General features: G+C 42.8%; 25 protein-coding genes and 1 pseudogene. 14 read left to right on the plus strand and 12 right to left on the minus strand.

Annotated elements, in window-relative coordinates; all coding sequences use genetic code 11:
* Positions 1–11: 11 nt before the first annotated feature.
* Positions 12–767, minus strand: a complete 756-nt coding sequence (locus QM738_RS02320; RefSeq protein WP_462275068.1) for a phosphoglycerol geranylgeranyltransferase — start codon at positions 765–767, stop codon at positions 12–14.
* A 123-nt stretch (positions 768–890) separates the two neighbouring features.
* On the opposite strand from QM738_RS02320, the pseudogene arfB reads away from it, so the two are divergent.
* The 3 genes and pseudogenes from arfB to QM738_RS02335 all read left to right on the plus strand — a co-directional run.
* Positions 891–1,286: pseudogene (gene arfB, locus QM738_RS02325) on the plus strand (alternative ribosome rescue aminoacyl-tRNA hydrolase ArfB); the annotation flags it as partial.
* Complete coding sequence (locus QM738_RS02330; RefSeq protein ID WP_462275069.1) at positions 1,280–2,056, plus strand: MbnP family protein; 777 nt, start codon at positions 1,280–1,282, stop codon at positions 2,054–2,056. The pseudogene arfB and the gene QM738_RS02330, both read left to right, overlap by 7 nt.
* Before the next feature lies 1 nt (position 2,057).
* The gene (locus QM738_RS02335; RefSeq protein ID WP_462275070.1) at positions 2,058–3,101 is read left to right on the plus strand and encodes a cytochrome-c peroxidase; all 1,044 of its coding nucleotides are present in this window, start codon (positions 2,058–2,060) and stop codon (positions 3,099–3,101) included.
* A 3-nt stretch (positions 3,102–3,104) separates the two neighbouring features.
* Here QM738_RS02335 and QM738_RS02340 read toward each other — a convergent pair whose 3' ends face one another.
* Entirely contained in the window at positions 3,105–3,743 is a 639-nt protein-coding gene (locus tag QM738_RS02340) for a hypothetical protein (protein WP_462275071.1), read from the minus strand.
* 109 nt (positions 3,744–3,852) lie between these two features.
* On the opposite strand from QM738_RS02340, the gene QM738_RS02345 reads away from it, so the two are divergent.
* Both QM738_RS02345 and QM738_RS02350 read left to right on the plus strand, forming a co-directional pair.
* Complete coding sequence (locus QM738_RS02345) at positions 3,853–5,358, plus strand: lipopolysaccharide biosynthesis protein (protein WP_462275072.1); 1,506 nt, start codon at positions 3,853–3,855, stop codon at positions 5,356–5,358.
* A 100-nt stretch (positions 5,359–5,458) separates the two neighbouring features.
* Positions 5,459–6,469 carry a metallophosphoesterase gene (locus QM738_RS02350; protein ID WP_462275073.1) on the plus strand — a complete coding sequence of 337 codons (1,011 nt, stop codon included), beginning with the start codon at positions 5,459–5,461 and terminating at the stop codon, positions 6,467–6,469.
* On the opposite strand, the gene QM738_RS02355 is transcribed toward QM738_RS02350, so the two are convergent.
* From QM738_RS02355 to QM738_RS02395, 9 genes are all read right to left on the minus strand, one after another.
* On the minus strand, positions 6,466–6,825 hold the full coding sequence (locus QM738_RS02355; protein ID WP_462275074.1) for a cupin domain-containing protein: 360 nt from the start codon (positions 6,823–6,825) through the stop codon (positions 6,466–6,468). The genes QM738_RS02350 and QM738_RS02355 overlap by 4 nt on opposite strands.
* 108 nt (positions 6,826–6,933) lie before the next feature.
* Complete coding sequence (locus QM738_RS02360) at positions 6,934–9,330, minus strand: bifunctional YncE family protein/alkaline phosphatase family protein (RefSeq protein ID WP_462275075.1); 2,397 nt, start codon at positions 9,328–9,330, stop codon at positions 6,934–6,936.
* Positions 9,331–9,555: 225 nt separating this feature from the next.
* Positions 9,556–10,362 (minus strand): N-acetylmuramoyl-L-alanine amidase, encoded by an 807-nt coding sequence (locus QM738_RS02365; RefSeq protein WP_462275076.1) that lies wholly within the window; start codon positions 10,360–10,362, stop codon positions 9,556–9,558.
* A gap of 111 nt (positions 10,363–10,473) precedes the next feature.
* Entirely contained in the window at positions 10,474–11,517 is a 1,044-nt protein-coding gene (locus tag QM738_RS02370; RefSeq protein WP_462275077.1) for an NAD(P)-dependent alcohol dehydrogenase, read from the minus strand.
* 70 nt (positions 11,518–11,587) lie between these two features.
* A complete protein-coding gene (locus tag QM738_RS02375) occupies positions 11,588–11,872 on the minus strand; it encodes a hypothetical protein (RefSeq protein ID WP_462275078.1) in 285 nt (94 codons plus the stop codon).
* A 162-nt stretch (positions 11,873–12,034) separates the two neighbouring features.
* A complete protein-coding gene (locus QM738_RS02380; protein WP_462275079.1) occupies positions 12,035–12,685 on the minus strand; it encodes a hypothetical protein in 651 nt (216 codons plus the stop codon).
* A 439-nt stretch (positions 12,686–13,124) separates the two neighbouring features.
* Positions 13,125–13,850 (minus strand): LytR/AlgR family response regulator transcription factor, encoded by a 726-nt coding sequence (locus QM738_RS02385; protein ID WP_462275080.1) that lies wholly within the window; start codon positions 13,848–13,850, stop codon positions 13,125–13,127.
* The gene (locus QM738_RS02390; RefSeq protein WP_462275081.1) at positions 13,847–14,938 is read right to left on the minus strand and encodes a sensor histidine kinase; all 1,092 of its coding nucleotides are present in this window, start codon (positions 14,936–14,938) and stop codon (positions 13,847–13,849) included. Before QM738_RS02390 ends, QM738_RS02385 begins: the two co-directional genes overlap by 4 nt.
* 370 nt (positions 14,939–15,308) lie before the next feature.
* A complete protein-coding gene (locus QM738_RS02395) occupies positions 15,309–17,753 on the minus strand; it encodes an outer membrane beta-barrel protein (protein WP_462275082.1) in 2,445 nt (814 codons plus the stop codon).
* 316 nt (positions 17,754–18,069) lie between these two features.
* On the opposite strand from QM738_RS02395, the gene QM738_RS02400 reads away from it, so the two are divergent.
* The 3 genes from QM738_RS02400 to QM738_RS02410 all read left to right on the plus strand — a co-directional run bounded on the left by QM738_RS02400 (position 18,070) and on the right by QM738_RS02410 (position 19,135).
* Entirely contained in the window at positions 18,070–18,402 is a 333-nt protein-coding gene (locus QM738_RS02400) for a type II toxin-antitoxin system HigB family toxin (RefSeq protein WP_462275083.1), read from the plus strand.
* A gap of 10 nt (positions 18,403–18,412) precedes the next feature.
* Positions 18,413–18,838 carry a helix-turn-helix domain-containing protein gene (locus QM738_RS02405; protein WP_462275084.1) on the plus strand — a complete coding sequence of 142 codons (426 nt, stop codon included), beginning with the start codon at positions 18,413–18,415 and terminating at the stop codon, positions 18,836–18,838.
* A gap of 129 nt (positions 18,839–18,967) precedes the next feature.
* The gene (locus QM738_RS02410) at positions 18,968–19,135 is read left to right on the plus strand and encodes a hypothetical protein (RefSeq protein WP_462275085.1); all 168 of its coding nucleotides are present in this window, start codon (positions 18,968–18,970) and stop codon (positions 19,133–19,135) included.
* 409 nt (positions 19,136–19,544) lie between these two features.
* Here the strand turns inward: QM738_RS02410 and QM738_RS02415 are convergent, their stop codons facing one another.
* Positions 19,545–20,318 (minus strand): hypothetical protein, encoded by a 774-nt coding sequence (locus QM738_RS02415; RefSeq protein ID WP_462275086.1) that lies wholly within the window; start codon positions 20,316–20,318, stop codon positions 19,545–19,547.
* Positions 20,319–20,545: 227 nt separating this feature from the next.
* Here QM738_RS02415 and QM738_RS02420 point away from each other — a divergent pair, with 227 nt between their 5' ends.
* The 6 genes from QM738_RS02420 (at position 20,546) to QM738_RS02445 (ending at position 26,233) form a co-directional block, all read left to right on the plus strand.
* Positions 20,546–20,845, plus strand: a complete 300-nt coding sequence (locus tag QM738_RS02420) for a hypothetical protein (protein ID WP_462275087.1) — start codon at positions 20,546–20,548, stop codon at positions 20,843–20,845.
* 625 nt (positions 20,846–21,470) lie between these two features.
* On the plus strand, positions 21,471–22,388 hold the full coding sequence (locus QM738_RS02425; RefSeq protein ID WP_462275088.1) for a CE1 family esterase: 918 nt from the start codon (positions 21,471–21,473) through the stop codon (positions 22,386–22,388).
* Between the two features lie 976 nt (positions 22,389–23,364).
* A complete protein-coding gene (locus QM738_RS02430) occupies positions 23,365–23,868 on the plus strand; it encodes a hypothetical protein (protein WP_462275089.1) in 504 nt (167 codons plus the stop codon).
* A 613-nt stretch (positions 23,869–24,481) separates the two neighbouring features.
* Positions 24,482–25,066: an RNA polymerase sigma factor gene (locus QM738_RS02435; RefSeq protein ID WP_462275090.1), complete on the plus strand. Its 585-nt coding sequence runs from the start codon at positions 24,482–24,484 to the stop codon at positions 25,064–25,066.
* 374 nt (positions 25,067–25,440) lie between these two features.
* Positions 25,441–25,812, plus strand: coding sequence for a hypothetical protein (locus QM738_RS02440; protein ID WP_462275091.1), 372 nt, complete (start codon positions 25,441–25,443; stop codon positions 25,810–25,812).
* 148 nt (positions 25,813–25,960) lie between these two features.
* Positions 25,961–26,233 carry a hypothetical protein gene (locus tag QM738_RS02445; protein WP_462275092.1) on the plus strand — a complete coding sequence of 91 codons (273 nt, stop codon included), beginning with the start codon at positions 25,961–25,963 and terminating at the stop codon, positions 26,231–26,233.
* The last annotated feature ends 14 nt before the right edge of the window (positions 26,234–26,247 follow it).

The raw sequence follows: 26,247 nt of genomic DNA on the forward strand, positions 1-26,247 counted from the left end.
CCTGAACCATTTTACGCCTTCACCGGCACACTGTGCACCGCTGCGGCCATCTCCTTTATCAGGTGAGGATCTTTTTCTATCGCATTACCTACCACGATCACATCAGCGCCGGCCTTGCAGTTAAGGTAGGCTTTTTCAGGTTCAATAATGCCGCCGCCGATTATTAAAGGCACTTCTATAGACCTGGAAACCTTGGCGATCATATCTTCCGTAATGGCACGTTTGGCGCCGCTGCCGGCATCCATATAAATAAGCTTCATGCCCAGCATTTCGCCGGCCATGGCTGTGCACATGGCAATTTCGTTCTTATCGGCCGGTATGGGAGTTGCGTTGCTGATATACGATACCGTTGTGGGCGCACCGCCATCGATCACCATATAGCCCGTTGGCATCACTTCCAGCCCGCTTTTTTTAACCACGGGTGCACTGATCACATGCTGACCGATCAGCAGGTCGGCATTACGGCCACTGATAAGGGAAAGATATAATAAAGCATCTGCATATTTGCTTACCTGGTTAGGACTGCCGGGGAATAAAATAGTGGGGATGCTGCACTGTTTTTTGATCAGTTGCAGGCATTCGTCCAGGTAGCTGGAGATGACAAGACTGCCGCCAACAAAAAAATAATCCACGCCGGCATTTACTGAAAGCTGGATCAGCTGTTCCATATTATGGTCATTGACCTTATCGGGGTCAATGAGTACAGCAAAAGATTTTTTGCCCAGGTGTTTTCGTTCGGTTAATGAATTATAGATGCCTTTGGTCATGCCCTGTCTGATTGATTGCAAAAATGTAAAAAAAATCTGTCTTACCGAAATAATAGACGTAAATAAGCCGCCGATGGATGCAATTTCCTTCTTTTTATTGGTAAATTTGTGATAATGACCGATATATCTCCGGAGATCAAATTTAAAACAGCCCGTAGTGGTGGCAAGGGCGGCCAGAATGTTAACAAGGTGGAAACCATGGTGGAAGGCTATTGGCAGGTAGATTCGTCTACCCTCTTCACACCCGAACAAAAAGAACAGGTTAAGTTAAAATTAAATAACAGGATCAATGCGGAAGGCTTTTTGCTGGTAAAGAGCCAGACCGAAAGAAGCCAGCTGGGTAATAAAGAGGCAGTGGTTAAAAAAATGAACGAACTGGTGAACAAGGCCCTTATTGTACCTAAAAAAAGAAAAGCCACCCAGCCTTCCAAGGCAGCCAAAGAAAAAAGAATAGAATTTAAAAAGAAAGTGGGCACCTTAAAAGATTTCAGAAAAAAGATAACGCCTGATAAATGGTAAGCGCAGCAATAAAAAGATTATCCGTATCAGCGGCTGCCCTTTTTATCGTTATTATCTGCAGCAGCAGTAAAGATCTTACCCGCAATAAAAAGAATACCGGACCGGTAAAGATCAGTTTTGTACACTCCGTAAAAACATTACCACTGGTGCTGGACAGTATGGAATACAGCAATCCTTTCAATGAAACTTATCGTGTCAGCAGTTTAAAATATTATATCAGTAATATTGTCATCAACAGCAATAAGCAATCCTTTAAAGAACCGGAAAGTTATCATTTGATAGATGCAGCCGACAGCAGCAGCTGGCAGTTTGGTTTTGATGTTGTGGAGAATGATTACAGCAGCATCAGTTTTATGATCGGTGTGGACAGTATTAAAAATGTAAGCGGCGCACAAACAGGCGCACTCGATCCCCTGCATGGCATGTTCTGGACCTGGAACAGCGGTTATATTTTTTTCAAGCTGGAAGGACATTCCCCCGTATCCAATATGTTCAATAAAAAAATCGAGTACCATATCGGCGGGTTTTCAGGTGCCAATAATGCTTTGCGGACCGTAACGCTGCAATTTCCGGCCGGTAGTTTATTACAGGTAAAAAAAGGAAAAGAAACGGAACTGGTCATCAACGCAGATATCGATCAGCTCTGGCAGGCAACCAGCAATCTGCAGATCGCCACCACGCCTGCGACCATGACGCCGGGGCCATTATCCATTAAGATCGCCGATAATTACAGCCGCATGTTCACCATAAAAGAAGTGATCAACCACTAAAATGAAAAGTAAGGTCATCATAGGATTATTGCTGTTCGTGTGTACATCATTTCTGTTCATTGCCGCATCAAAAAAAGAAGCCGATCCTTTTAAACCCACTTATATCAAACTGGAAATTCCCAAAGGTTGGCCCAAGCCTGCCAAAGATATTTTTGCCAGCAATCCCTTAACAGAAGAAGGATTTCAGCTCGGTAAAAAATTATTTTATGATGGCCGCCTGAGCAAGGATGGCAATTTTGCCTGCGCCAGTTGCCACCAGCAGTTTGCAGCATTTGCCACCTACGATCATGATTTCAGTCATGGCTTTAATAATTCCTTCACCAGCCGCAATGCACCCGCACTCTTTAACCTGGCCTGGATGCCGCTGCTGCATTGGGATGGCGGTATCAATCATATAGAAGTGCAGCCACTGGCGCCTTTAACAGCGCACAATGAAATGGCGGAGAATATCGACAGTGTTTTAAAGAAATTACGTAAAGACACGGCCTACCCGAAAATGTTCAAAGCAGCATTTGGCACAACCGTTATCAACAGCCAGCGTATGTTGAAAGCGTTGGCGCAGTTTACCGGCTCCATCATCAGCAGTAACAGTAAATACGATAAAGTGCAGCGGGGCGAAGCAAAATTTACACCCGCCGAGGAGAAAGGATATGCTTTTTTTAAAACTAATTGCGCCGGCTGCCATGCCGAACCATTGTTCACCGATAATTCTTTCCGTAATAATGGACTTGATCTCAATCCCACCATCAACGATATCGGCCGCATGAAGATCACGAGCGATAAAAAGGATTCTTTAAAATTCAAAGTGCCCAGCCTGCGCAATGTAGCGGTCACATTTCCATATATGCACGATGGCAGGTTCAACAGTATCGGCCAGGTGCTCGATCATTATACCAAGGGCATCAACATCAATCAACCTACACTGGATACGGCATTAAAAAAGCGTATCGCTATCAGCAATACGCAAAAGAATGAACTGATGTATTTTTTATATACACTTACTGATACAGTATTGACGAAAAGTCCGCGGTATGCACCACAGTAGTTATCAACTTCTGCGTTTACCCCTCAATGTATCCAGTATCTGTTTTTGTTTTACTATTTCTGCCTGCTGGCTGGCCTGGTCTTTTTTATTGTCTTCAATATCTTTTTCCAGGTTCTTTTTCTTTTTTTCAAGATTGGCAGCGTCATCCACAAGCCCGGTAAATTTTTTATCCGCTTTTTTAACCGCATCTTCCTGCGCTACTATCTGCTGCTCCAGGTCGTACGCGGCAATGGTGTTGCGGATACTGTCCATATAATCCTTTGCATTGTTGATCACACGGCTGTCGCTGCTGTCGCTTACAAAGCTGTCATAACCTTTCGTGATCATTAAAGTAAGGGTGGAACTTTCTTTGTCTTTACGGCTCTTGCGGTCGGCCAAAAAATACAGGTCGTACAGGTCGTTGCCCAATGCCGGCAGGTGTACGCCTTTATATACGGTATATCCTTTGCTGTCTTTTCCTTTGTAGCCCATTTTTTGCATGGTATCTTCAATAGCGTCCCGGATGGTCTTTTCAGGAAAAGGCAGTTCGGCTATCACGGCCTGGCGGTTAATTTTCTGGTATTCTACTGTTCCTGTACGGCTTTGGGCGTTGGCAGCAGTAAATAAAGCAATGGTAAAAAGCAGCGTAAAAAGATATTTCATAGATGTTTTGTTTAATGCAAAGATAGATTTTGTAACCAAACAGTTGCAAGCACTATTTTAAAGTAATTTAAAATTATACAAGTAAATTTGAAGGTAAAATAAAAAACTATTGAGCAATATCAAAAAATTAGCCGGGCAAACCATGTGGTATGGCGTAAGTTCTATTGCTGCAAGGTTTTTAAATTACCTGGTTACACCTTACCTCACCAATGTATTGTCGCCGGCCGATTATGGCAAAATGAGCCTGGTATATTCCGTGCTGCCGTTTTTGAATGTATTATTTACCTACGGTATGGAAACAGCCTATTTCCGTTTTTCCAATAACGAACAGGACAGGGAAAAGATCTACAATACCACAGCCACTTCCATCATCATCAGTACTTTTTTACTGGGGCTCACCTTATTGCTGTTCCATCACCAGCTGGCCAGCTTTGCAGGCATTGGCGATTATCCCGAGCTGATACGGATGAGCATATTTATCATCATGATAGATACCTTCGGCATCATTCCATTTGCCAAACTAAGGCACGATGGCAGGCCCGTAAAGTATGCTATGGCAAAGATCAGTGGCATACTGGCTTATCTTTTCTTTACCTATGTTTTTTTATCTATCGGGTATGTTGCGGTAAAAAAAGATCCCACTTCCTTCTGGAGCCATTTTGTGGATGCAAAGAACAATCCCGTTTATTATATCGTGGTGGCCAACCTGATACAGGCCGTGGTAACCCTGGCATTTTTATATAAAGAAGTACTGGCCATCCGTTTTAAATTAGACAAAGATCTCTGGCGAAGGATCATGGTATATTCTATGCCATTGATCATTGTGGGCATGGGTGGTGTAATCAACGAAACCATGGACCGGATCATGCTGAAATGGTGGGTGCCCGGCGATGAGAAATTTAAAGAAACACAGGTGGCTATTTACAGCGCCTGTTATAAATTATCCATCCTCATCAGTTTATTTGTACAGGCATTCCGTATGGGTGCTGAACCATTCTTTTTTAAACAAGCCGGTTCCGAAAACCCGCAGCGCACTTATGCAAGGGTGATGAAATTTTTTGTGATCGTGATCAGTGTGATGTTCTTAGTAGTGTCGCTCTACCTGCCCATCTGGAAATATTTTATCGCTGAAAAATTATGGGATGGATTAAAAGTGGTGCCCATTCTTTTGCTGGCCAATATGTTCCTCGGTATTTATTATAATTTATCTATCTGGTTCAAACTGGGGCATAAAACTTCGGCAGGTGCATACATCACACTTACCGGTGCAGCCATCACTATTATCATTAACTATATTTTTATTAAACACTATAGTTACATGGCCTGTGCATGGGCCACTTTTTTCTGTTACGGAAGCATGATGGTAATATCATTTGTATGGGGGCAGAAAGAATACCGGGTGCCTTATCCCTGGAAAAAACTGGTGGCGTACATGGTAATTGCAGTGCTGTTATTTTTTGTGCACAAAGTCATTACAACATATATCAGCAATTACTGGGCAGCCATGGGCATCGCTTCTGTTTTGTTACTGGCCTATCTTTGGTTCATCGGCCAGGTAGAAAAGAAAGAACTGGTAAAGCTGCCGGTGGTTGGAAAATACTTTAAAGCAACGTGAGACGTGAATCGTGAGACGTGAGAAGGAAAGGAAAGCTCTTCATTTACCAGGACCTACTCACGACTCACCACTGACGACTCACGCTTCACGCCTCACGATCATGCGTAAACTCCTACAATACCTCCTCAAACGCCCCCTCACCTGGATGGCCAATACCCTCAGCGCCAAACCGGAGAAAGCTGCTGTATTCAAATCGCTGAGTAAATTATATAACAACATTAAAAAAAACGGCAAAAGAGTTTGCAGCCGCGATATTGATATCACCCAAGATAAATTCATCATCTTCAGCGATCAGCATAAGGGCAGCCGCGACAGCGCAGATGATTTTGCCAACAATGAAAATAATTATTTAAAAGCGCTGGACTATTACAAACAACAGCAGTTCTCTTTTATCAATATGGGCGATAGCGAAGAACTGTGGAAATATAAACCCGAACAGGTATTGCCCAACAACGAAAAAGTATTTGCAGCCGAAGCCGCTTTTCAACCCAATAATTATTTTAAAACATTCGGCAACCACGACCTGATCTGGAAAAACAAACTGGATATCAACCGTTATCTAACCCCTTATTTTGCAATGCCGCTGCCGGTGTACGAAGGCATTATTTTAAAAACTATTGTCAACGGGCAAACGCTGCATATATTCTGCACCCATGGCCACCAGGGCGATAAAATGAGTGATAACAATGCATTCAGCACCTGGATTGTAGCGCATATCTGGACGCCCCTGCAACGTTACCTGCGCATCAATGTAAACACACCCAGTAAAGATGATGCGTTGTTGAACAAGCATAATAAACTGATGCATCAATGGAGCAGTAACCGAAAAAATGTATTATTGATCACCGGGCATACGCACAAGCCCGTATTTGCATCGGGTAAATATTCCAGCCACCCCTCTAATAATATTGAACGGGATGCCAACGATAAATTAAAACCCTCTTACTTTAATACCGGCTGCTGCTGTTTCAGCGATGGGGATATAACCAGTATAGAGATAGAAGCAGGTTATATACGGCTGGTAAAATGGCACGAAGAAGAGAACAAAGCTTCGGTAAGACAGGTGTTGGAGGAAGTACGCTTTGAAGTATTGATGAATGATTTGGATTAGATCTTTTCCAGTTCATGCCTGGTCAATTCCCCTTCCGTATCGCCGGTATTGAGTGTGGTGGCAGGTTCAAACAACATGATGGAAACTTCTTCTGCAGCAACCGGCCGGTGTTCCACTCCCTTCGGTACGATCAAAAATTCATTTTCATCTATCGTCACCGTTTTATCCCTGAACTCCATATTAAAGCTTCCCTTCAGCACATAAAACAACTCATCTTCGTTATCATGCTTGTGCCACACAAACTCCCCTTTAAATTTCACCAGCTTAACATGCTGACCGTTCAGCTCCCCTACGATCCTAGGGTTAAAATGATCGCTGAATAGAGAAAGTTTATCGGCAACATTTACTTTTTCCATTGCTTATAATTTATTTTCAAAACAATTCTCTGCGTAAACCTCCTGTTCTCTTTTTCTCTGTCCAATCCCAAGGATTCCTACGGAAAGGACTCCTTCGGAGCGGTGAACTTAATCATCATCTTCCACTTCACTTTTCTTCACAAACGCAGCCCTTCTCGGCGCCGGCATCACACTGTGCAAACCTTTAACCCCCCTCCATATCACTTCACTGAATTCCAGGTCAGGAATACGGTCTTCCTTACTGAAATCAAAACCTTCCGATTGTTGCGACAATTCATTAAAAGCTGTATTCTTATCAGTAAGATTAACATTCGAAGGCAGGGATGCAAATGCGCTAAGATCCTGCTTTGCAGTAAAACAACGCCACAGCGGTGTGGCTGCAGCATCGTACTGGCTCATGGGCGCTACACCCAATATCAGTTCAATCGTGCGCAATACGCCACTGGTGCTGTACGCCGTATGATCTACAAAATTCCTTTTTACATTCGGGCCGATCACATAAGCAGGGCTGCGGTGTGCATCCACATGGTCGGGGCCATTCTGTGCATCATCTTCCAGTATAAACACAACACTTTCGTTCCACACCTTGCTCTTGCTTAAATATTCAATGAACATGCCCACGGCCAGGTCATTATCAGCAACATGCGCAAAAGGAGTTGGTTTGCCTCTCTTCACCCCTTCCGTATGATCATTACCAAAGCGCAGCGTGGTCAGTTGCGGTAAAGCACTGGCAGCCACCAGCGAATCAAAATCGTGTTGCCATTGTCCAAACCTAACGGTATCACGTACACTCAGATCCCAACCGGTATAAGAAGTGGACACATGGCCTTTTAAACTGGGGATATTGGGTTTGCCATCATCGGCAAATTCACCATACGTGCGGTAACTAACACCTGCTCTTTTGCAGGCATCCCATATAAAACCGCCTTTATTGTTGGCGATCTTGCGGGTGCCTTCTGCATCATATGTACCGCCACGACCGCCATAACTGGTAACCCAGTTCTTTTCCAGGTAATCTGTAGCATAAGCGCCCATGCTCCAGTTATGCCCATCAGCACTTACTTCTCCATCTACGTAAAAATTATCCAGCAACACAAATTCCTTGGCCAGCTTGTGCTGGTTAGGTGTTATCTTTTCTCCAAATAAAACTAATGAAGTATCACCATTGCCTTCCTTTACATCGCCCAGCACCTGGTCGTAAGTGCGGTTTTCCTTTATTACATAGAACACATATTTTATGGGCGACTTATCTCCGATCCTTTGCGGAATGGGGTTCCCATCTTCGCCTTTCGACATGGTTTCTTTCTCTTTGGTATAAGGCGTGTTCTTATACACCTGCTGCGAATAAACACTCAATTCTTTTTCCGAAGGCATATCAATGATGCTCATCGTGCCCTTCATTAAACCACCGATATATTGATTATCGCTTGCATCGCCACCCTGGTAAGTTACTTTACGCTTTACCGGTTGCGGACCTCGTGGATTGGCAAATGAAGAAAAGCCCTTGCCATTGGTAACAAATATTTTTTTACCGATCACTTTTACACAAGTGGGATACCAGCCCACCGGTATAAAACCTTTGGAAGTGCTGGTGCCCGGTTTAGCTACATCAAACACAGCTAAGCAATTATTATCCGCATTGGCAATGAACAAAGTTTTTTCATCGCTGCTAAGCGCCAAACCATTGGTGGTGCTGCCCTGCGGCGCATCGGGATATAAAGAAGCGGTCAAAGTTTCAATCACTTTTTGCTGTTTGGTATCAATGATAGATACTGCATTATCCAGCGCATTCGCTACAAATAAATAACTGCCTTTTTTGTTCAGGCACAATTCGTTGGGATGTTCACCGGTGTTGATAGAAGCAGTGATCTTTCTTTCAACCGTATTAAAGATGGAGATCTTTTTATCGCCCCAGATAGAAATATACAGTTGCTTTTTATCAGGAGATAATAAACAGGTATACGCTTCCGCATCCAGTGGCACCTGTTGCACAATCGATTTATCCGTAAGATTGATAATGTAAAGCGAATTATTATCTTTTGTAACTACGTACAGTAAATGTTTGGCGTCATCAATATCAATACCTGCGGGAGAAATTTTATTGGGCCATTTCTTTCCCAGCGTAATGCTGTCTTTCAGCAACAATTTGCCATCTTCCACTGCATATTGCAATATCCAGTTATCATTACCACCACCGGCAAACAAATATTTTTCATCGCTGCTGAACTTTAAACCCAACCAGCTTTTTTTAATTTCAATATTGTCCAGCACCTGTTCTGTTTTGGTGTTGATCAGTTGCAAAGTTTGTTTACCCTGGCCATTATTGGTAACGGCCATTAATTTTTTTGAGCTGCTCACCGCCATATTCAGTGGCAGATCGCCCAGGGGTAAACTTCTTCCGGCAGGAGATAAGGACCAGCCATTGGGCAGCGTCAGTTCTTTTTGTGCATGCGTAACAGCAGCAATAAAAATAAACAAAGAGGAGAAAGCAAATATTTTCCGCATCGGTATACAATTAAACGGCGAAGTTAACAAATGCAGCAAACAACATGCCTGCCCCAATATTAACTTGATGTTAAGCGATATATTTCCGCCTTCGGCGAAAATCTTTTAGCCACGGATTACACGGATTTTCACGGATGAATTTGTACTATAAATAATACTATTGCAAATCTAAAAAGACAAATCCGTGAAAATCCGTGTAATCCGTGGCCCAATATAGAGCGCAGCTCAATACTTCTTACTTAAATCATAGATGATCTTTTTCTCCCCATCATTCAGCAACGGCAAACTATCCTGCTGCACAAAATGAAGTTTAAAGGCTTTAATGGCCGCCATGGTATCCCTGGTATCGTAGCCGATGATACGCAAAGATTGCATCGCATTAAAATTGGCAGGCAAATTCACATGCGCCGTATCGTACCAGTAACCAAAACCATTCTGCGCCAGCAACTGCCAGGGAAAATATTTATTAGGATCCACTTTTCTTTTCGGCGCAATATCAGAGTGGCCGATAAAATTCGCTACGGGAATATTATTATCCTTCTTTAGTTTTTTCAGTAGTATCAATAGGCTATTGATCTGTGCATCCGTAAAAGGCTCAAAACCGTTGTTATCGATCTCGATACCGATGCTGCTGCTGTTCACATCAGTAAGATTGCCCCATTTGCTGTTGCCCGCATGCCAGGCCCTTAAATAATCGTTCAGCATATGATGGATGGTGCCGTCTTTACAGATAACATAATGAGCACTTACCTGTGTGCGCTGCAGGGTAAAAGTTCTTAAAGTACTGTCGCAGGCATTTTGTGCTGTATGATGAATGATAACAAAGTTCGGTTTACGCATACCAAAGTTGGTGGTGCCCACCCATTGGGTTGCGTTCATGGCGCTATCAATGGTGTTGGGTTGCTGGCGCAATTGCTTTGCAAAATTCTTTACCTGTTTTTTATACAGTTTATTACTGGCAGCATATTTATTGTTACTGCAACTATTGGTCAATAGAATAATTAAAACCGAGGTTATTATTTTGATCTTCATATCAATTTATAAACATGAAAGTTACTGCAAAAAACCTTCCAGCATTTACCCACAATAAAAAAGCTGCCCACCGGGCAGCCCATTATCAATTATTCATTAATAAATTATTCATTACAAAGTCGCCATATCTATCACAAATCGGTACTTCACATCCCCCGCCAGCATTCTTTCATAAGCCTTATTGATATCTTTCATGGCAATTACTTCCACATCGCTTACAATATTATGTGCGGCGCAAAAGTCCAGCATTTCCTGTGTTTCGCCCAGGCCGCCAATTAAAGAACCCGCCAGGCTTTTTCTGCCAAATATCAAATTGAAAGCAGGCACTTGTGCCGGTGATGGCGGAATGCCTACACAAACCATCACACCATTGGTGCGCAGCAGGTTCAAATAAAAACTGTACTCGTGTTCTGCTGAAACCGTATCCAAAATAAAATCGAAATAACCCGTCACTGCTTTTACCTGTTCTTCATCACTGGTCAGTACAAAGCGGTGTGCACCCAGTCGTTTAGCATCTGCTTCTTTTGATGGTGAGTGGCTCAGCATCGTTACTTCAGCACCCATTGCAACAGCAAGCTTCACGCCCATGTGTCCCAAACCGCCAAGTCCTAATATTCCTACTTTTTGTCCCTTACCTACTTTCCAGTGGCGCAGTGGTGAATAGGTAGTGATGCCTGCGCACAGCAACGGCGCCACACCATCCAAAGGTTGTTTATCATCAATATGCAACACAAAATCCTCGTGGCACAAGATCGATTTGCTGTAACCACCATAAGTGATACCGCTTCCATCTCTTTCCTGGCCGTTGTAAGAGAACACGGGGCCATCACTGCAATATTGCTCCAGCCCATCTTTGCAATTATCGCATTCTTTACAGCTGTCTACCAGGCAACCGACACCGGCCACATCTCCTACTTTGAACTTTTTTACATGACTGCCCACTGCAGTTACCTTACCAACAATTTCATGACCGGGCACAACAGGAAACACCGTCATACCCCATTCATTTTTTGCAAAGTGCAGATCGCTGTGGCAAACGCCACAGTATAAAATTTCTATTTGAACATCGTGCGGCTTGGGATCTCTCCTGGTGATCGTCCATGGCGCCAGCGGACTGCTGTCGCTTTGTGCAGCGTAAGATTTAACTGATGGCATAAGTTTATATTTGTTTAGTTTCAAAACAAATATAAACTTAAATAGCCGTCACTATTAAAGAGGGGAATTATTATTCTGTGATTTTTTTCGCCTGCATGTTTCCTCTTCCTTCCGATACGGAGTGCAGCGTCATCACAAACAGCATCAGGAACAAAGGGATTGCAGGAACCAGCACCATTACAGAAGCCAGTGCATTGGTGCCCATATTAATTTTCAGCGCCAGTGCAGCAAAAAGATAGATAGCACCGAAGAAAGAAAGTGGGTTCAGCCTTACTTTAATTTCGCTGGCGATCCAGAAAAGAATAACCAGCATTTCTGCCGCCCAGCATATCCAGAAGATGTTTTGCAGATCCATAGTAGTAAGTGTTATTGGTAAGTGATGTGTTTGTTACTATAAAACAACTCAATTTATTTTAGTTAGCGAAAGCCTATTGAGCCAGCGGCGTTTTTGAGTTTTTAAACGGTTCGGCCCTTTTTTCCTGTACCCGCTTTAGAGCATGGCACAAATCCTTTATTATCAATTATCCTGTGCCGACGCTTTCCTGTAATGAAAAGTCTTTACCGGGTCCAGCGGGTGTGGCCCTTCAAAACCATCATCGCTCAGCTGCAGTTTAAAATCGCTGAAAAGCACTTCCATAATAGCAGGTTCAAATTTGAATTCAAAATAATTGTGCGTGGTATCAGGTACGGTAAACACAAAAGTTTTTTCGGGGCACCATTCAAAAAGTAAAATAATACTATCGGCCGCAGTGGCTTTAAAACTGATCATGCCATTTTTATCTGCAGAAGCCTGTTCGGCAGCATCGCCTTTTTTCACTACGGCATGCACCAGTCTTTTTAAAAGTTCATTGGGTTCATTGATGCGGATAGTGATACCATTGCCCGCTTGTTTTTTAGATTGCAGCAAGGTAAAATCAGTCGTTTGTTTTTTATTGCTGTTAAAGATGATGGTATTGCCTTCCTGTTTCCAACTGCCACCACCTTCGCGGTCGAGTGCACCGTACGAAAAGAAAAAATTAAAACTGCTGTCCTCGTTCAGTTTAAAACCCGAAGCGGTTTCCATCACGCCCTGTAAATAGTATTCGCCTGTAACCGGCATTGTTTTAGTTTGTGCCTGCATGTTCATTGTAATTAAGATTGAATAGATAAATAATAATTGCTTTTTCATTTTCCTTGTTAGGGATGCAAAGCAAATAAAATTTACTGCAGGCAAAAGCACAGATTAGTGTACGGCAGTTATAAATCAATGAAAGGTTTTCACCCCGGTCGGTGGAGACACCGACCGGGGAAGATATCTTATCAGGCAGTGGCATTCTATTATTTCTTCACTGCCAAAGATTACGTTACTGTACCTGTCCCCCACCAGTACCTGTGTAAGGCGCCTCTTTTGCTGCGGTCACGCCAAAGGCGTGATTCGAAAAATTCGCCCCCGGCGAAAATTTTTCGAAAGCGGCAAAAGTAGCGCCGACACAGGTACGCAGCCCCGCCGGCTGTGGAGGCGAAAGTAACAGTCCAAAAAGTTGTTTAAAAAAAGAGAAAGACCCAGGTCGGTGTCTCACCGACCGGAATGCTGCTGTTCGGTGGAGATACCGACCAGGGCTGTAACCTCACGATATCATCTTATGCTTAATGATCTCCATCAGGTCAGCCTTATAATTCTCACCAATAAGAATTTCTGCCGTAACACTTTTTAAAAGGATCATATTACCCTCAATACCGGTAATACGACTGATAGGAATGATAAAAGATTTATGCACCCGGATAAATTGCTTGGCAGGAAGATGGTTTATAAGATCTTTTAAATTAGTATATACCAATGTTTTTTTGCCGCCAATAAAAATGGCCACATAATTTTTCATGCCCTCGATATATTCAATATCCGCCAGGTTGATCTTTAATAATTTGCCCTTCGATTCCGTCTTCACAAAAATATAATCCGCCTCATTGCTGGTATCCGGTTCTGCCACAGCAGGTTTATCATTGATCAGCTTCACGGCCTTTTGCACGGCCGTTAAAAAACGGGGAAAGCGCACGGGCTTCAATAAATAATCCACTACCTCCAGTTCAAAACCCTCAATGGCAAATTCGCTGTAGGCCGTGGTCAATATTACTTTGGCCTTACCATTGATGGCTTTGATAAAATCAATGCCCGATAATTCCGGCATCTGTATATCTAAAAAAACGAGGTCGATATTTTCCGTGATAACGGTTTGCAAAGCCTCCACCGGGTTGGTGGTGCTGCTCACCAGTTCCAAAAAATTGGTTTGCCCGATATAATGTTTCATGATATCAATGGCATGCTGTTCATCATCAACAACTAAACAACGTATCATAATGTATCAATGGTTAATTCGGTGGTATAAAATTCCGCTTCATCTTTTATCAGCAGGGTATAATTGCTGCCATAGGCAAAATCCAGCCGGTTACGGATATTATCCAGTCCCAGGCCCGTGGAAATTTCCTTTGGCCCGCTCTTCTTCCGGTTGCGGCAGTAAAAAAATAAGCGTTTATGCTCTACTGATAGTTTAATGTCGATAGGAAATTCCGGCTTCTGCAGGTCGCCGTGCTTAAAAGCATTCTCCACAATGGTGATCAGCACAAAAGGAATGATCTGCGCCCCGTTGATCACACCATGCACTTCAAAATTCACGTGCAGGTTATTACTGAAGCGGAGCTGGTTGATCTTGATCACATCCCTTACATGTTCTATCTCGTCCTTCAGCAGCGCCATGCCATGGGTACCTGCCGGTTCGTTCAGCGCATAGCGCATAATATCCGACAGGGTCAAGATACCTTCAGACAATTCAGAAGAATAAGGCAGCGATTTGGCGTATAAAAAGTTCAATGTGTTATGCAGAAAATGCGGGTTGATCTGCGATTTAAGGAATTTAAAATTTGCCTGCGACTTATCTACTTCCAGCTGCATCTTTTGTGCTTCTAATATTTTCCGCTGTTTTTGCCCGGCCCGGAGATTATTTAAATAAGCCAGCAGCAACGACAATCCTGCAAAAAAAGAAGAGGAAATACTATAAGAAAAAAGATAGAGTGCAAAGGTTTTGGATTTATCCATTGTACCCTGCACCGTGATCTTTTGCGGAAGAATATAGCTCACACCAAAAAAATAACCCAGCGAAACCACGAAAAGCAATGCACAAAAACCTACATAATGCATAGTACTCTTTTTTTCCACCAGCAGCTTATTAAAATAATTCAGGGAAAAATAAAAGAACAAAGTATGATAAACGATCGCACAAACTTCTTTCAGCAGCGCATTTCTAGACATCATATTATCCACGCTGTCTTCCGTGCCCGGCGCCCGCAGGTAAGCCACGATCAGGTAAGCCATTAAAAAGAGAGAAAGATTAATGCACAGCACCACAACAAACACCGTTGCTAAAGGATATCGTTTCGCTTGCTTCATTCTGTTACTGTTATTTTTACTAAGTTATGAATTATAGGGAAAGAGTTACGGGTTACGGGTTTGTTTTGTTTTTGATCGTTAGCGAAGCGTTAAGCGCATTTCAATTCGCAAACGATCAAAAACCCGTAACCTTTTAACCCGTAACTTTTTTCCTGTAACTTTTTTCCTGTAACTTTTAAAAAAATCAAGCTGCCGGCCTGTTCAAAAAATCCCTGAACAAACCGGCAAGCTCTAATTCCATCGCTATACTTTTTTTGAGGGTTGCGGGTTACGGTTTTTTGTTTTTGATCGTTAGCGAAGGATTATATTTACCTCCATTCGCAAACGATCAATAAACCCGTAACCCGTAACTTCTTAACCCGTAACTCTTTTACAACCCCGGCGCCACGCCCCCACCCGCACTCACTCTTTTCGTTTCATCATCCGCACCGGTACTCCTTTGTCTTGAACCCTTTACCTGGTTGCTGCCGAAGCGGTACACAAAATTCAGTTTGGCCTGCCTGCTTTCCCAGTTAGCACCGATCTCTGAACGTTGCCCTGCAAACTCACTCACACCGCGGAATTTAAGCGTATGAAAAATATCACTTACCGAACCCTTCAAAGTACCCCTGCCCTTCAACACCTGTTTCTGCAAACCGGCATCCACACTCCACAAAGCATTGGCTTTAATTGTACCCTGGTACACAGTAGGCGCATTATAAAAACCAGTCAGTTCAGCGGTCCATGTTTTAGCAAACTTTAAACTGTTCTGTACATAAGCGCTTAAACCGGTGGCATCAATATTGATCGTTCTGCCGGCTCCGTAATCAGCTTTGTATTTAGTATAAAAACCATTTAGATTGGCAAACATGCTGTACGATTTGTAACGATAAGGATAACTGATGTTCAAACTCATCACATCCTGTGTAGCAAGGTTCCTTTTACTTACAAATACTTTCGACATATCGGCCGTATCAAACACTTGTGCAAACAGGTCCTTTACATGACTGTAATTTAAAGTGGTGGTCAGTTTGTATTTGTAAGTGTTGGTAACACCAATGCTGTTGGTATACTGTGGCTGCAGGTTGATATTGCCCTTTTGAAAAGTATATTCATCCAGCTTGAATTCAAAAGGATTCAGGTCCTGGTAATTCGGGCGGTCAATCCTCCTGCTGTAAGTGATACTGTATTGATTCATCGGGTTTTTATTGAACGTAATAGCAGCGCTCGGGAAGAAGTCGATATAATCACGCTTAAAACTTTCGCTGTAAGGATTGTACACACCACCACTCTTCTTCTGTCCGTTGGATACACCTTCCGCACTGGTTTGCTCAGCCCTTACACCCGCCTGTATGCTGATGCCTTTAAAAGCACGGTTGTAATTAACATAAGCAGCATTGATATTTTCTTTGTAAGTAAATGTATTACTCCTGTCTTTATCCAGGTCTTCCAAACCATTCAGCACATTGTAACGTTGAAAATCATTTTTAGTTTTTACAAAAGAAGTCTTACCACCAAAGCCTAGCACACCTTTGGCAAAGGGTTGCTCCCAGTCTGCTTTCAGCGAATTGATATTGATGGTAGTGGGAGCGATCATCCTGTAAATAACGCTGTTCAGCAAAGTTTTGCCGGTAGCATCATAATACATATTCGGTTGGTACTGGTTGCTGTTGATATCGTACCAGCCATGATCCGCATTCAGCGTAAGGCTTTTGCCTTTGCCGCTGTTGTAAGTATAGTTGGCATTCAGGTTGATATTATTCCTTTTGCTCAGGCTGGTATTATCCGATTTCAATATCCTGTTCACCTCACCAGTAGGAATATACGAAATAGGTGTAGTACCCTGGTTGCTGCCGCCCGGATCGCTCAGGTTGCCATTGATCATCACACCCACGGTATTCTTCTTATCAATAAAATAATCGGCGCCCGCTTTAAAATTATGGCTTTCGTTATCCTGTGTCATCACGCCTTTCTGATTGAATAAACTATCAGCAACCGTACGGTAGATGGTGATCTTGTTTTCCATCAACCCTTTGTTGTAACCATAGCTGCCAAAAATATTCACCTTCTTATTACGGTAGTTTAAATTGATCCCTGCATTGTATTTGGCATAGGTACCAATATTCCAGCCGGCATTCACCGAACCGTTGGTACCAATAGTTTTGTTTTTCTTTAAGCGGATATTGATGATGCCTGCATTACCGGCCGCTTCATATTTAGCACCGGGATTGGCAATGATCTCAATAGCTTCCACCTGCGCAGCATTCAGGCCTTTTAAATAATTGGCAAGGTCCTGGCCACTCAGCGGGCTCGGTTTGCCATCCACATATACCTGCACACCGTTCTTGCCACTTAAGCTCAGGTTATCATCTTTATCAATCAGCACACCGGGGCTTTTGCGCAGTAGTTCCAGTGCATCATTACCCACGGCATTGATCGTACCTTCCACGTTCACGATCATCTTATCCGCCTTTACTTCCAGCAAAGGCTTTTGAGAGGTCACTACCACCGCCTTCATGTTGCCGTTTAATTTAACCAGCTTTAATTCGGGAACAGTAGTATTGTTCGTTGCATCAAAAGCAGCAGAGAAGGCCGGCGCAAAACCAACATAACTGGCTTTAACCAGGTATTTGCCCTCCTTGATATTTACAAAGCTGTAAGAGCCGTTCGCAGCGCTTAAAGCAAATTTTACCATAGCAGAATCTTTGGCCTGTAATAAACTAATAGTGGCACCTGCAACAGGAGCTCCATTCTCATCTTTGGCAGTACCGCTTACCTGTGCATTGCTGACAGCGGCAGTAAAACTTGCAAGCAATAAAAAAAATAATTGTCTCATAATGTTATGTTTTAATGGTGATACTTTTTTTTGATGCTGCAAACTTATATCGCCATTAAGGCCTTGGGAAAAACGTTATACCAAACGGCTGTTTCTATATATCAAAAGGGGATTTTGTGTCCGGGAGGAATACGAAAACCGGTTTTACCGGTACGAAAACCGAAAACTTTTACAGCTTTAGGCCCGCAAAAAGCAGTAAAACACCCAGCAATATGCTGCGGGAAACGGTAAGAATACCTTTTCATATGACTACCTTGGGATATCGGCGCAAAAGTTCTCAAAAAGAGAACTTTTGAAAATTTTCTGTATCTTTGCTATGAAAGTTCATTTAATAAAAAAAGAGACGATCGAAGAATTTGCAAGGCAAAATGCACGTAGCAGGATTGCTTTTGAAGAATGGCTTACGAAACTTAAAAATGCTGATTGGGAAAAACCCACTGATATTGCGGCAACGTTCAGAAGTGCTGATCTTTTAGGTAAAAGTTCGTCAAGAGTAGTATTTGATATCGCAGGGAATAGTTACAGGATGATATGTAAGTATTTTTTTGGTGATAAACAGGTCCACCTGTTTGTTTGCTGGATCGGAACGCATGCAGTTTATGATTCGCTTTGCAGCAACCAGGAACAATTTTTTGTAAGTCTTTATTAAAACATTTATTATGTCCTCACTTAAATATAAAGTCATCACCAGTAAAAGCCAGTACAAAGAATACACCCATATGCTGGAAGCCCTCGTATTTACACCAGTTAAAAACCGCGACATAAAAGATGAGATCGCATTGCTGACTTTGTTAATCGAAACCTGGGATGAAAAGCACAATACATTTAATGATACCGATCCCATAAGTCTCCTTCATTCGCTGATGAACGACCATCAAATAAAAGCGAAAGACCTGGTTATATTACTTAACGTAAGTAAAGGATATGTTTCTGATATTTTAAATTACCGGAAAGGGCTTTCCAAAGAAGTGATCCGCAAACTGGCAGCGCATTTTAAACTCAACCAGGAGGCTTTTAATGTACCTTACCCGTTGGTAACAGCCGGCATGAAAACAAAGAAAAGAGCACAGGTTTTATCTTATTAAAATAAGGATCAATCAAAACAGTCCTTATCCCCATGCTTTCCACATTCGCACAACTCCCCAATTCCATAACACAAGCTTTACAATTTCTTTACGTTATCAATAGAACTTCAATATCTAAAAAACCATATCATGCAACAAAGCAAAACCATTCTTTCCCTTACCATTGATATACTCGCCCATGGCGGCTTCAATCATTTAAAGGATACAGAGAATCACCGCGTTGCACCATTTGATATTAAAGCTGCAGGAACCCCTCAGTGTGATACAGCAAAACCTGTTACTCACCTTTTGGAATAATGCAGACGCCGCCAGCCTGCCTGCGGCACTATTGTACCGCTGCAATACAGTGTTACAACAAAGAGGCCGCAATCCTATCGAGGAAAGACATGTAGAAGTGGAAATGTATTAATAAAAACAGCCGTTAGTGTTCCTATCGTTCAGGCCGCTAACCTGTCCCGTCAATCACACTCACGCACAGCAGCCTGCCGCACGGTTCAGGCCGTTTGGAACGTCCCGACCTACACACTCACGACTCACGACTCACCACTCACGGTTCAGGCCGCTCCGAGCGTCCCGACCCCCACTCACGCATAAAAAAAGATTGGCCGAAACATCAACCAATCTTTTTTCCTTCATGCCTGGCTACAACCTGTAAAAATTGTAACGGCCAAATGCACAGTATATATAGAGGAATAGTGCGTTTAAATTACCATAAAGGTTTTTTGCCCGAAGGCTTGATACCACCTTTCTTCACAGAATTCACCGGCATGTTATGATGCGTATCAATATTATCCGGCACTTTACTATGATGATCGAACAGGCTTAAAGGAGTTGCACTGGGTGTACCGGGCCCTTCATCATTATCATCATTAGTATCATCTTCATCATCCTGTGGCATGCTCGTTTTAATGTTTGCAGCCTTGCCTACCAGGTCATCATCGCTATCCGTTAAAGAAGGCAACGGCACCTGGCTCACGGGCAATTGCTCGGTAAGCAGCGGCGCATTGTCCACCACCGTTTCTGTAACAGGCGCTGTGGTTACCGGTGGCAATGGTGCAGGTGCAGCAGCCGGTCTTGGTTCCATCTTTTTAACAATGGCTTTTGCAACAGGTTTCTTTTTAACGGCCACTTTTTTAGCCGGTGCTTTTTTGGCCACCGCTTTTTTAGGAGCAATCTTTTTTACCACGGCTTTTTTAACGGCCGCTTTTTTCACTACCTTTTTTGCCACTGCTTTTTTTACTGCTTTCTTAGCAGCTGCTTTTTTAGGTGCTGCTTTCTTCACCACTTTCTTCACGGTTTTTTTAGCCGCCGCTTTTTTCTTTACGGCTACTTTTTTAGCAGCAACTTTCTTTTTGATTGTTTTTTTAGGAGCTGCTTTTTTAGCGGGAGATTTTTTGGCCGCCTTTTTAGCCGCGGCTTTTTTTACCGGAGTTTTTTTTGCTGGTGCCTTCTTTTTAGCCACCTTCGATTTCTTTGCCATAATTGAATTTTAAGAAATTAACAAGCAGTATCAGTGCGCAGGTAGTGCTGCTAAAACTGTACCATATTTAAAATGATGATAACAAATATAATATTACAGACCATAATCTTCTAAAACCGCTGCGTTAAATCCGCGTCATTTTTTTAAAATCTTTTTGCCGCATTCCTGCAACCCTGCAGCCGGCACTGTTCTGGCATAATTTTTTTGGCTGCATTTAAAACAGCAACATGAAAAAGCAACAACAAAAACAGCCGGACACTACCCCCGATCTTAAACACGACAGCATGGAATTTTCGGCATCCACCGATGGAGAAGATATACTGGATACCGACGACAACAGCTACGAAGAAGAAGGCATTACCGCCGAAGAACTGGATACCATCGAAGACGATCCGGATAATGAAGCCATCGCATTAGTAGCCGAAGAAACAGATTTTGAAGCCGACGAAGACAACCTGCCCGACGAGGACTGGACCGACGACTTTGAAGAGGAGGATGAGGAAGAAAACAACCGGTACAGGGAATAAAAACCACAGGGAATGTTCAATGTTCAATGTTCAATGTTCAATGTTCAATGTTCAATGTTCAATGTTTAGAGACTTCCGCCTTATTGAGGGAGTTGTATGCATTATCCATTATTCATTATCCCATTATTCATTAAAAAAAAGAACCCCTCACGGGGTCCTCAAATGGGCTGGCTTAATTTTATTAAGGTGTATACAGTAAATTGGGTTGTTTCAAAGGATTGTTTATATCTCCAGGTTTTTCGTTATTCAAGTTTGGGTAACCGGTTAAGGTTTAAGTGAAGCATGTGATACAGCGCATTGAACAGTACCCCGCATCACATGCCCGATGTATATAAAAAACCCCAATTGGCCGGGGTTTTTCATAAGGATCTGCATGGTTCTTTGGTTCTAAAAAACGTTGGTATTTGTAAGGATGGATTGGATCGTAAAACATTCTCATGCTTGAACAGTACAAAGGTATATCGCCACATCTCCACCGGAAATAATACATTATACTTATAATGTGTAGTATTAGCACTACAAGATTATACTACGGTCTAAAGCCTTGCTGCTGAGCGCTGTGCACAATTTGTAGTAGCTTAGATAAACTTTTTGCAGCTGTAGTAGTCAACATAAAAACCCTGGTATGAAAAAATGGACCCTTTCAGCTACGCTCTTATTCATTACCGCTGCCCTTAGCGCCCAACAAAATATAGATGCTACCCTGCAGGTAAGCAGCACACAAAGGCAATACCTGCTGCACCTGCCCACCGGCTACACCGCAGGTAAAGCATGGCCCCTGGTAATAGTATTTCATGGTGGGGGTGGCAACTATAAACAAATGCAGCGCTACATGGGCATGGATGCAATTGCCGACAACAACCATTTCATCATCGTATATCCCAATGGGGTGGACAAGCAATGGAACGATGGCCGTGAATTCAAACCCTCCATCAGCGCCAATGATGATGTAGAGTTTATTAACCAATTGCTGGATACACTGCAGAAAAATTACAGCATCGATAAAAAGCGGGTATTCGCCACCGGTATATCCAATGGCGGCTTCTTCTCTATCTACCTCTCTTATAAATTAAGCAACCGCTTACTGGCTGTAGCACCGGTATGTGCCAGTATACCCGAAAGGATCCTCTCCGAATTTTATCCTGCACAGCCTGTATCCGTATTGCTCATCAATGGTACCGGCGATCCTTTGGTGCCTTACAATGGTGGATCTGTAGGCAATAAATTAATTGGTAAAAGAGGCAACTGCACCTCAACCGATACCACTATACAGCGCTATATACAGGTAAACCATACCGGCGCCAGCGCAGCAATAACCGAATTACCCGATAATGAAAAAAGAGACCAGTGCACCGCCACCCAATACCTGTACAGCGGCGGCAGCAATCACACAAGGGTATGCCTTATAAAGATCAGCAATGGCGGACACACCCTGCCCGGCGGCAGCCAGTACCTGCCCAGGCTCATCATCGGCAAAGTATGCAACGATTTTAAAGGCAACGAAATGATCTGGAAATTCTTCAGCGAATGCCCCAACAAATAAACAGACATCCATAAAATTAAGATAGCCCCTGCAGGGGCCATCCTAAAAAAAACTGCTGATTAGTGTATTTATAGAACGGTTAAGCGGATATTGCGACCGTGGTTTTCAAAGGAATATTTTACAATATCTTCTGGTGATTCGGGAATGCTGATACAAAACCAGGCAGGCTTGATGCGCCTGTAAACAGCATGCTGTAGTAAAAACCTGTAGCGCTGATACAAGAAAGTGTTTTTTATAAAGACGGGATAACTAAAAAGATCAATCAATGTATAAGTTTTCAAAGGAATAAATTTTTACTGCCTTTTCTTTCTTTGCGCCCTTTGCTTCCTTTGCGTGAAACTCCCTCTGCGCTTTCCGCGTCATCAGCTCCGAAGGAGTCCTTTGGACGGGCAAAAAAACCCCGGCAGATGACAGGGGTTTTCAAAGGAACTGATTAAACTTCTTGTGGAGCCAGATCAATTCCACAGCTTTTCGTAGGATTGGATTAATATTTTTTTCCTGGATTTACCACACAAAATTAAAAACATGCTCCAACGCAGTTTATAGAATTTGGCGGTAGTGTTTGTAGTAAACCGGCTACAAAAAGAAAAGCCCCTTTGCAGGAGCCTTTCAATAATGCTGATCAGGAGGTTAATGTGGTTTGAGTGCAAAAAGTGGTTTCAGAGACGTGCACACTGGATATTGGACTATTTAATAACTAAAACATATTACAAATGTAAACCGCTGTAAGAATTCATTTTATAGATACGGGAATTGAAAACATGTAGTACCAGTACTACGCAAAGCTGCTGAGGGGGTTACCAGGGGTGATACCGTTCGCCGTGTTAAGGATTATATCTTTTAACCGGCCATTTGCTTAAACACAAAGTGAAAGTAAAAAGATTATTTGAAAAACCAGCGGTATTTTTTAAATAAATACCCGCCCGAGGGTATGCCGCCGGCTGCCCCCTGTTTTTATATTTGGCTAAACAACAACATGAAAAAAATTACCGCCGCCCTGGCCCTTATAACCGCAGTAGTGGTACTGTGGGGATGCCCTTATAAATCGGACGTGGGCATAGATGACAAACCCGCTGTAAAGATCGATAACATACTGCTGGGCACCTGGCACAAGGCCGACTTTCCCGACGATTCCACCGAGCTGGTATTTACCAAAGCCACCCCGCTCAAATACGATCTTAAAACAGTGGTGCCCGATGGCAGCGGCGGTTACGAGACCGATCATTACGAAGCATGGTTCACCAAACTGGGCGATCGTAAACTCATCAGCCTGTACAGCGCCGGCAGCAAAAAATATTTATTTGGCGAAGCAGGATTGACCGGCAGCCAGCTCAGCGTAAAATTATTATCCGAAGATATTACCACGCAACAGTTCAGCACCGTGGCCGAAATGAGAAAATTCATAGAAGGTATCTATGCCGCAGGCACCGTAAAATATGATGGCGACATCGACCTGGAAGGAATGATCAAATCAAGATGAAGATAAAACGATATTAAAAAAAGCAATCCCGCCCCAGGCGGGACCAGCAAATAAAAAAAACCCCGGATGCGGGGTTTTTCATTGGAATGGTACTTCGTCTTCAAAGGGTAAATTTGAGACTGTTTGTTTTCAAAGGGATTATAAGTTTTGCCAGAACAGGATCGGGTATCAAAAAACTTAACACTGCAAATATATGCCGGCTTTTCAAATTCACTGATAGGATAAGGTTTTAAAAAAAAGTAGTACTGGTACTACAAGCCTTCGCCTCAACCCAATAAAAAAACCCCGGTGCTTTCGGGGTCTTTCATGGAATTGTTTTTTGTTTTCAAGGGGAATTGATCGATCGGGTACTTGTTTTCAAAGGGATTAATGATTTCTACCGGTCTCAAAAAATTATACTGCAAATATATTGGCCTCCTCCCTGCCGGTAAATAGCAGTAGGTTGAAAAAAGGGTAGAAATGCTACTACCCGTTCAATTGCTTCATTATCAATAACTTTACACCCTCTATTTTACAGGCTGCAATAAAAAAGCTACTCATTTTAAAAAATTGTACCTTAAAAATTAATTTTTTTAAAACATTCTCAACGGTTGTCCGTCATCATTACTATACAATGAAAGAGGGAATGACCATAGCGATACCAATGGCTGCTGAACGCAACAGAAATATCACCAATACCATCAAGGCAATGAGCAAGCGGCTGTTTGGTTTTATTAAGCAGCGAGTGGCCAGCACCGAGGATGCGGAAGACATACTGCAGGATGTTTTTTACCAGTTTGCCGGCAATCCCGAACCGATAGAACAAACCACCGCCTGGCTGTACCGGGTGGCCCGCAACAAGATCACCGATAATTACCGGAAAAAGAAATTGCCCCTGGCCGATGATGTATTGCAGGGTGCAGCAGAATCGGAAGAAGATAGTTTTGACTGGAAGGAAGTAATGTTCAGCAACGACAACACGCCCGAGACCGATTACCTGCGGAATTTGTTTTGGGAAGAATTGAAAGCAGCGCTGGATGAACTGCCTGCCGAACAACGGGAAGTATTTATACAGAACGAAATAGAAGGCGTGGCATTTAAAGATATGGCAGCGGCAACCGGCGAAAGTGTGGCCACACTCATCAGCCGCAAAAGATATGCGGTATTGCATTTACGGAGCCGGCTGGCGGTATTAAAAGACGAATTATTAAACTATTAATTACACGAATTGAAACGAATTACACGAATTAGAAGACATAGCAATCAGAAAGAATTAGTGTAATTCGTATTAATTAGTGTAATAAAAAAAGAATCACCATGAACTACACCATAAACACAAACGAACTGAACCTGGTATTACTGGTAATGATGAGTTTGATCAACGGAACAAAAAAATAATAAAGACAGATAACACGAATTAAGACGAATTACACGAATTAAAAAACAGAAAACAGATAACACGAATTCGTCCCAATTAGTGTAATAAAAAAAATTAAAAAATGCAGAGGATTACAACAACTAAACGACCTAACGGATCAAAAAAATTCGTGTAATTCGTTTGAATTCGTGTAATCCCCTTTAAAAAATAAAAAGATGAAAAAGTTTTGGTTTAAAAAAGTATTAATGATACTGGTATGCGTAACAGCCGCAGTATTATTGTTTGGATTTATAGTAATGAGCTTGTGGAACAATGTGCTGGTACTGGCAATACCTGCCATCAAGACCATCAGCTTTGCACAGGCCCTGGGCATACTGGTATTAAGCAAGATATTGTTTGGCGGCTTTCATGGCCGCGGAGGCTGGAGGGGCAGCAGGGCATGGAAAGAAAAAATGAAACAGCGCTGGGATAATATGACACCCGACGAAAGGGAAAAATTTAAAGCTGAATGGAAGAACCGCTGCGGGGGCCGATGGGGTAGATTCGATAAGAAAGATACCGAAGAGGAAGCCATCAAGGCAGATTAGGCCCCGTATTTGCTGATTCACTCCGGGTAAACTGCAGCTCACTCAAAAAATGCATTAATTGAATGGCTGCAGTTATATCTTACTCTCCAAAGAGTAGCTACATTCAATAACGCTGATCGAATTATATCACACCAATACTGATGAACCAATGAATGCATTTGAAATAACACAGCCCGCCATTACCACACCTGCCACAGGTGCCAAAGCAGTGGAGATACTGGTATTTAAAACCAACATCACCGACAGCAGGCGCATCACCGAAATAGAATCCCTGCTGGAAGTACATCCCCATATCATACAATGGAATGTGGACCTGGACGACTGCGATAATATCCTCCGCATTGTTAGCCGCCACATCACCGGCCCCGAAGTGGAAAGCCTCCTCCTCAACGCCGGCTTCTACTGCGAAGAACTGCAGTAACTTTGAACTTCGAA

Source organism: Ferruginibacter sp., from assembly GCF_049840995.1.
Lineage (GTDB): Bacteria > Bacteroidota > Bacteroidia > Chitinophagales > Chitinophagaceae > Ferruginibacter.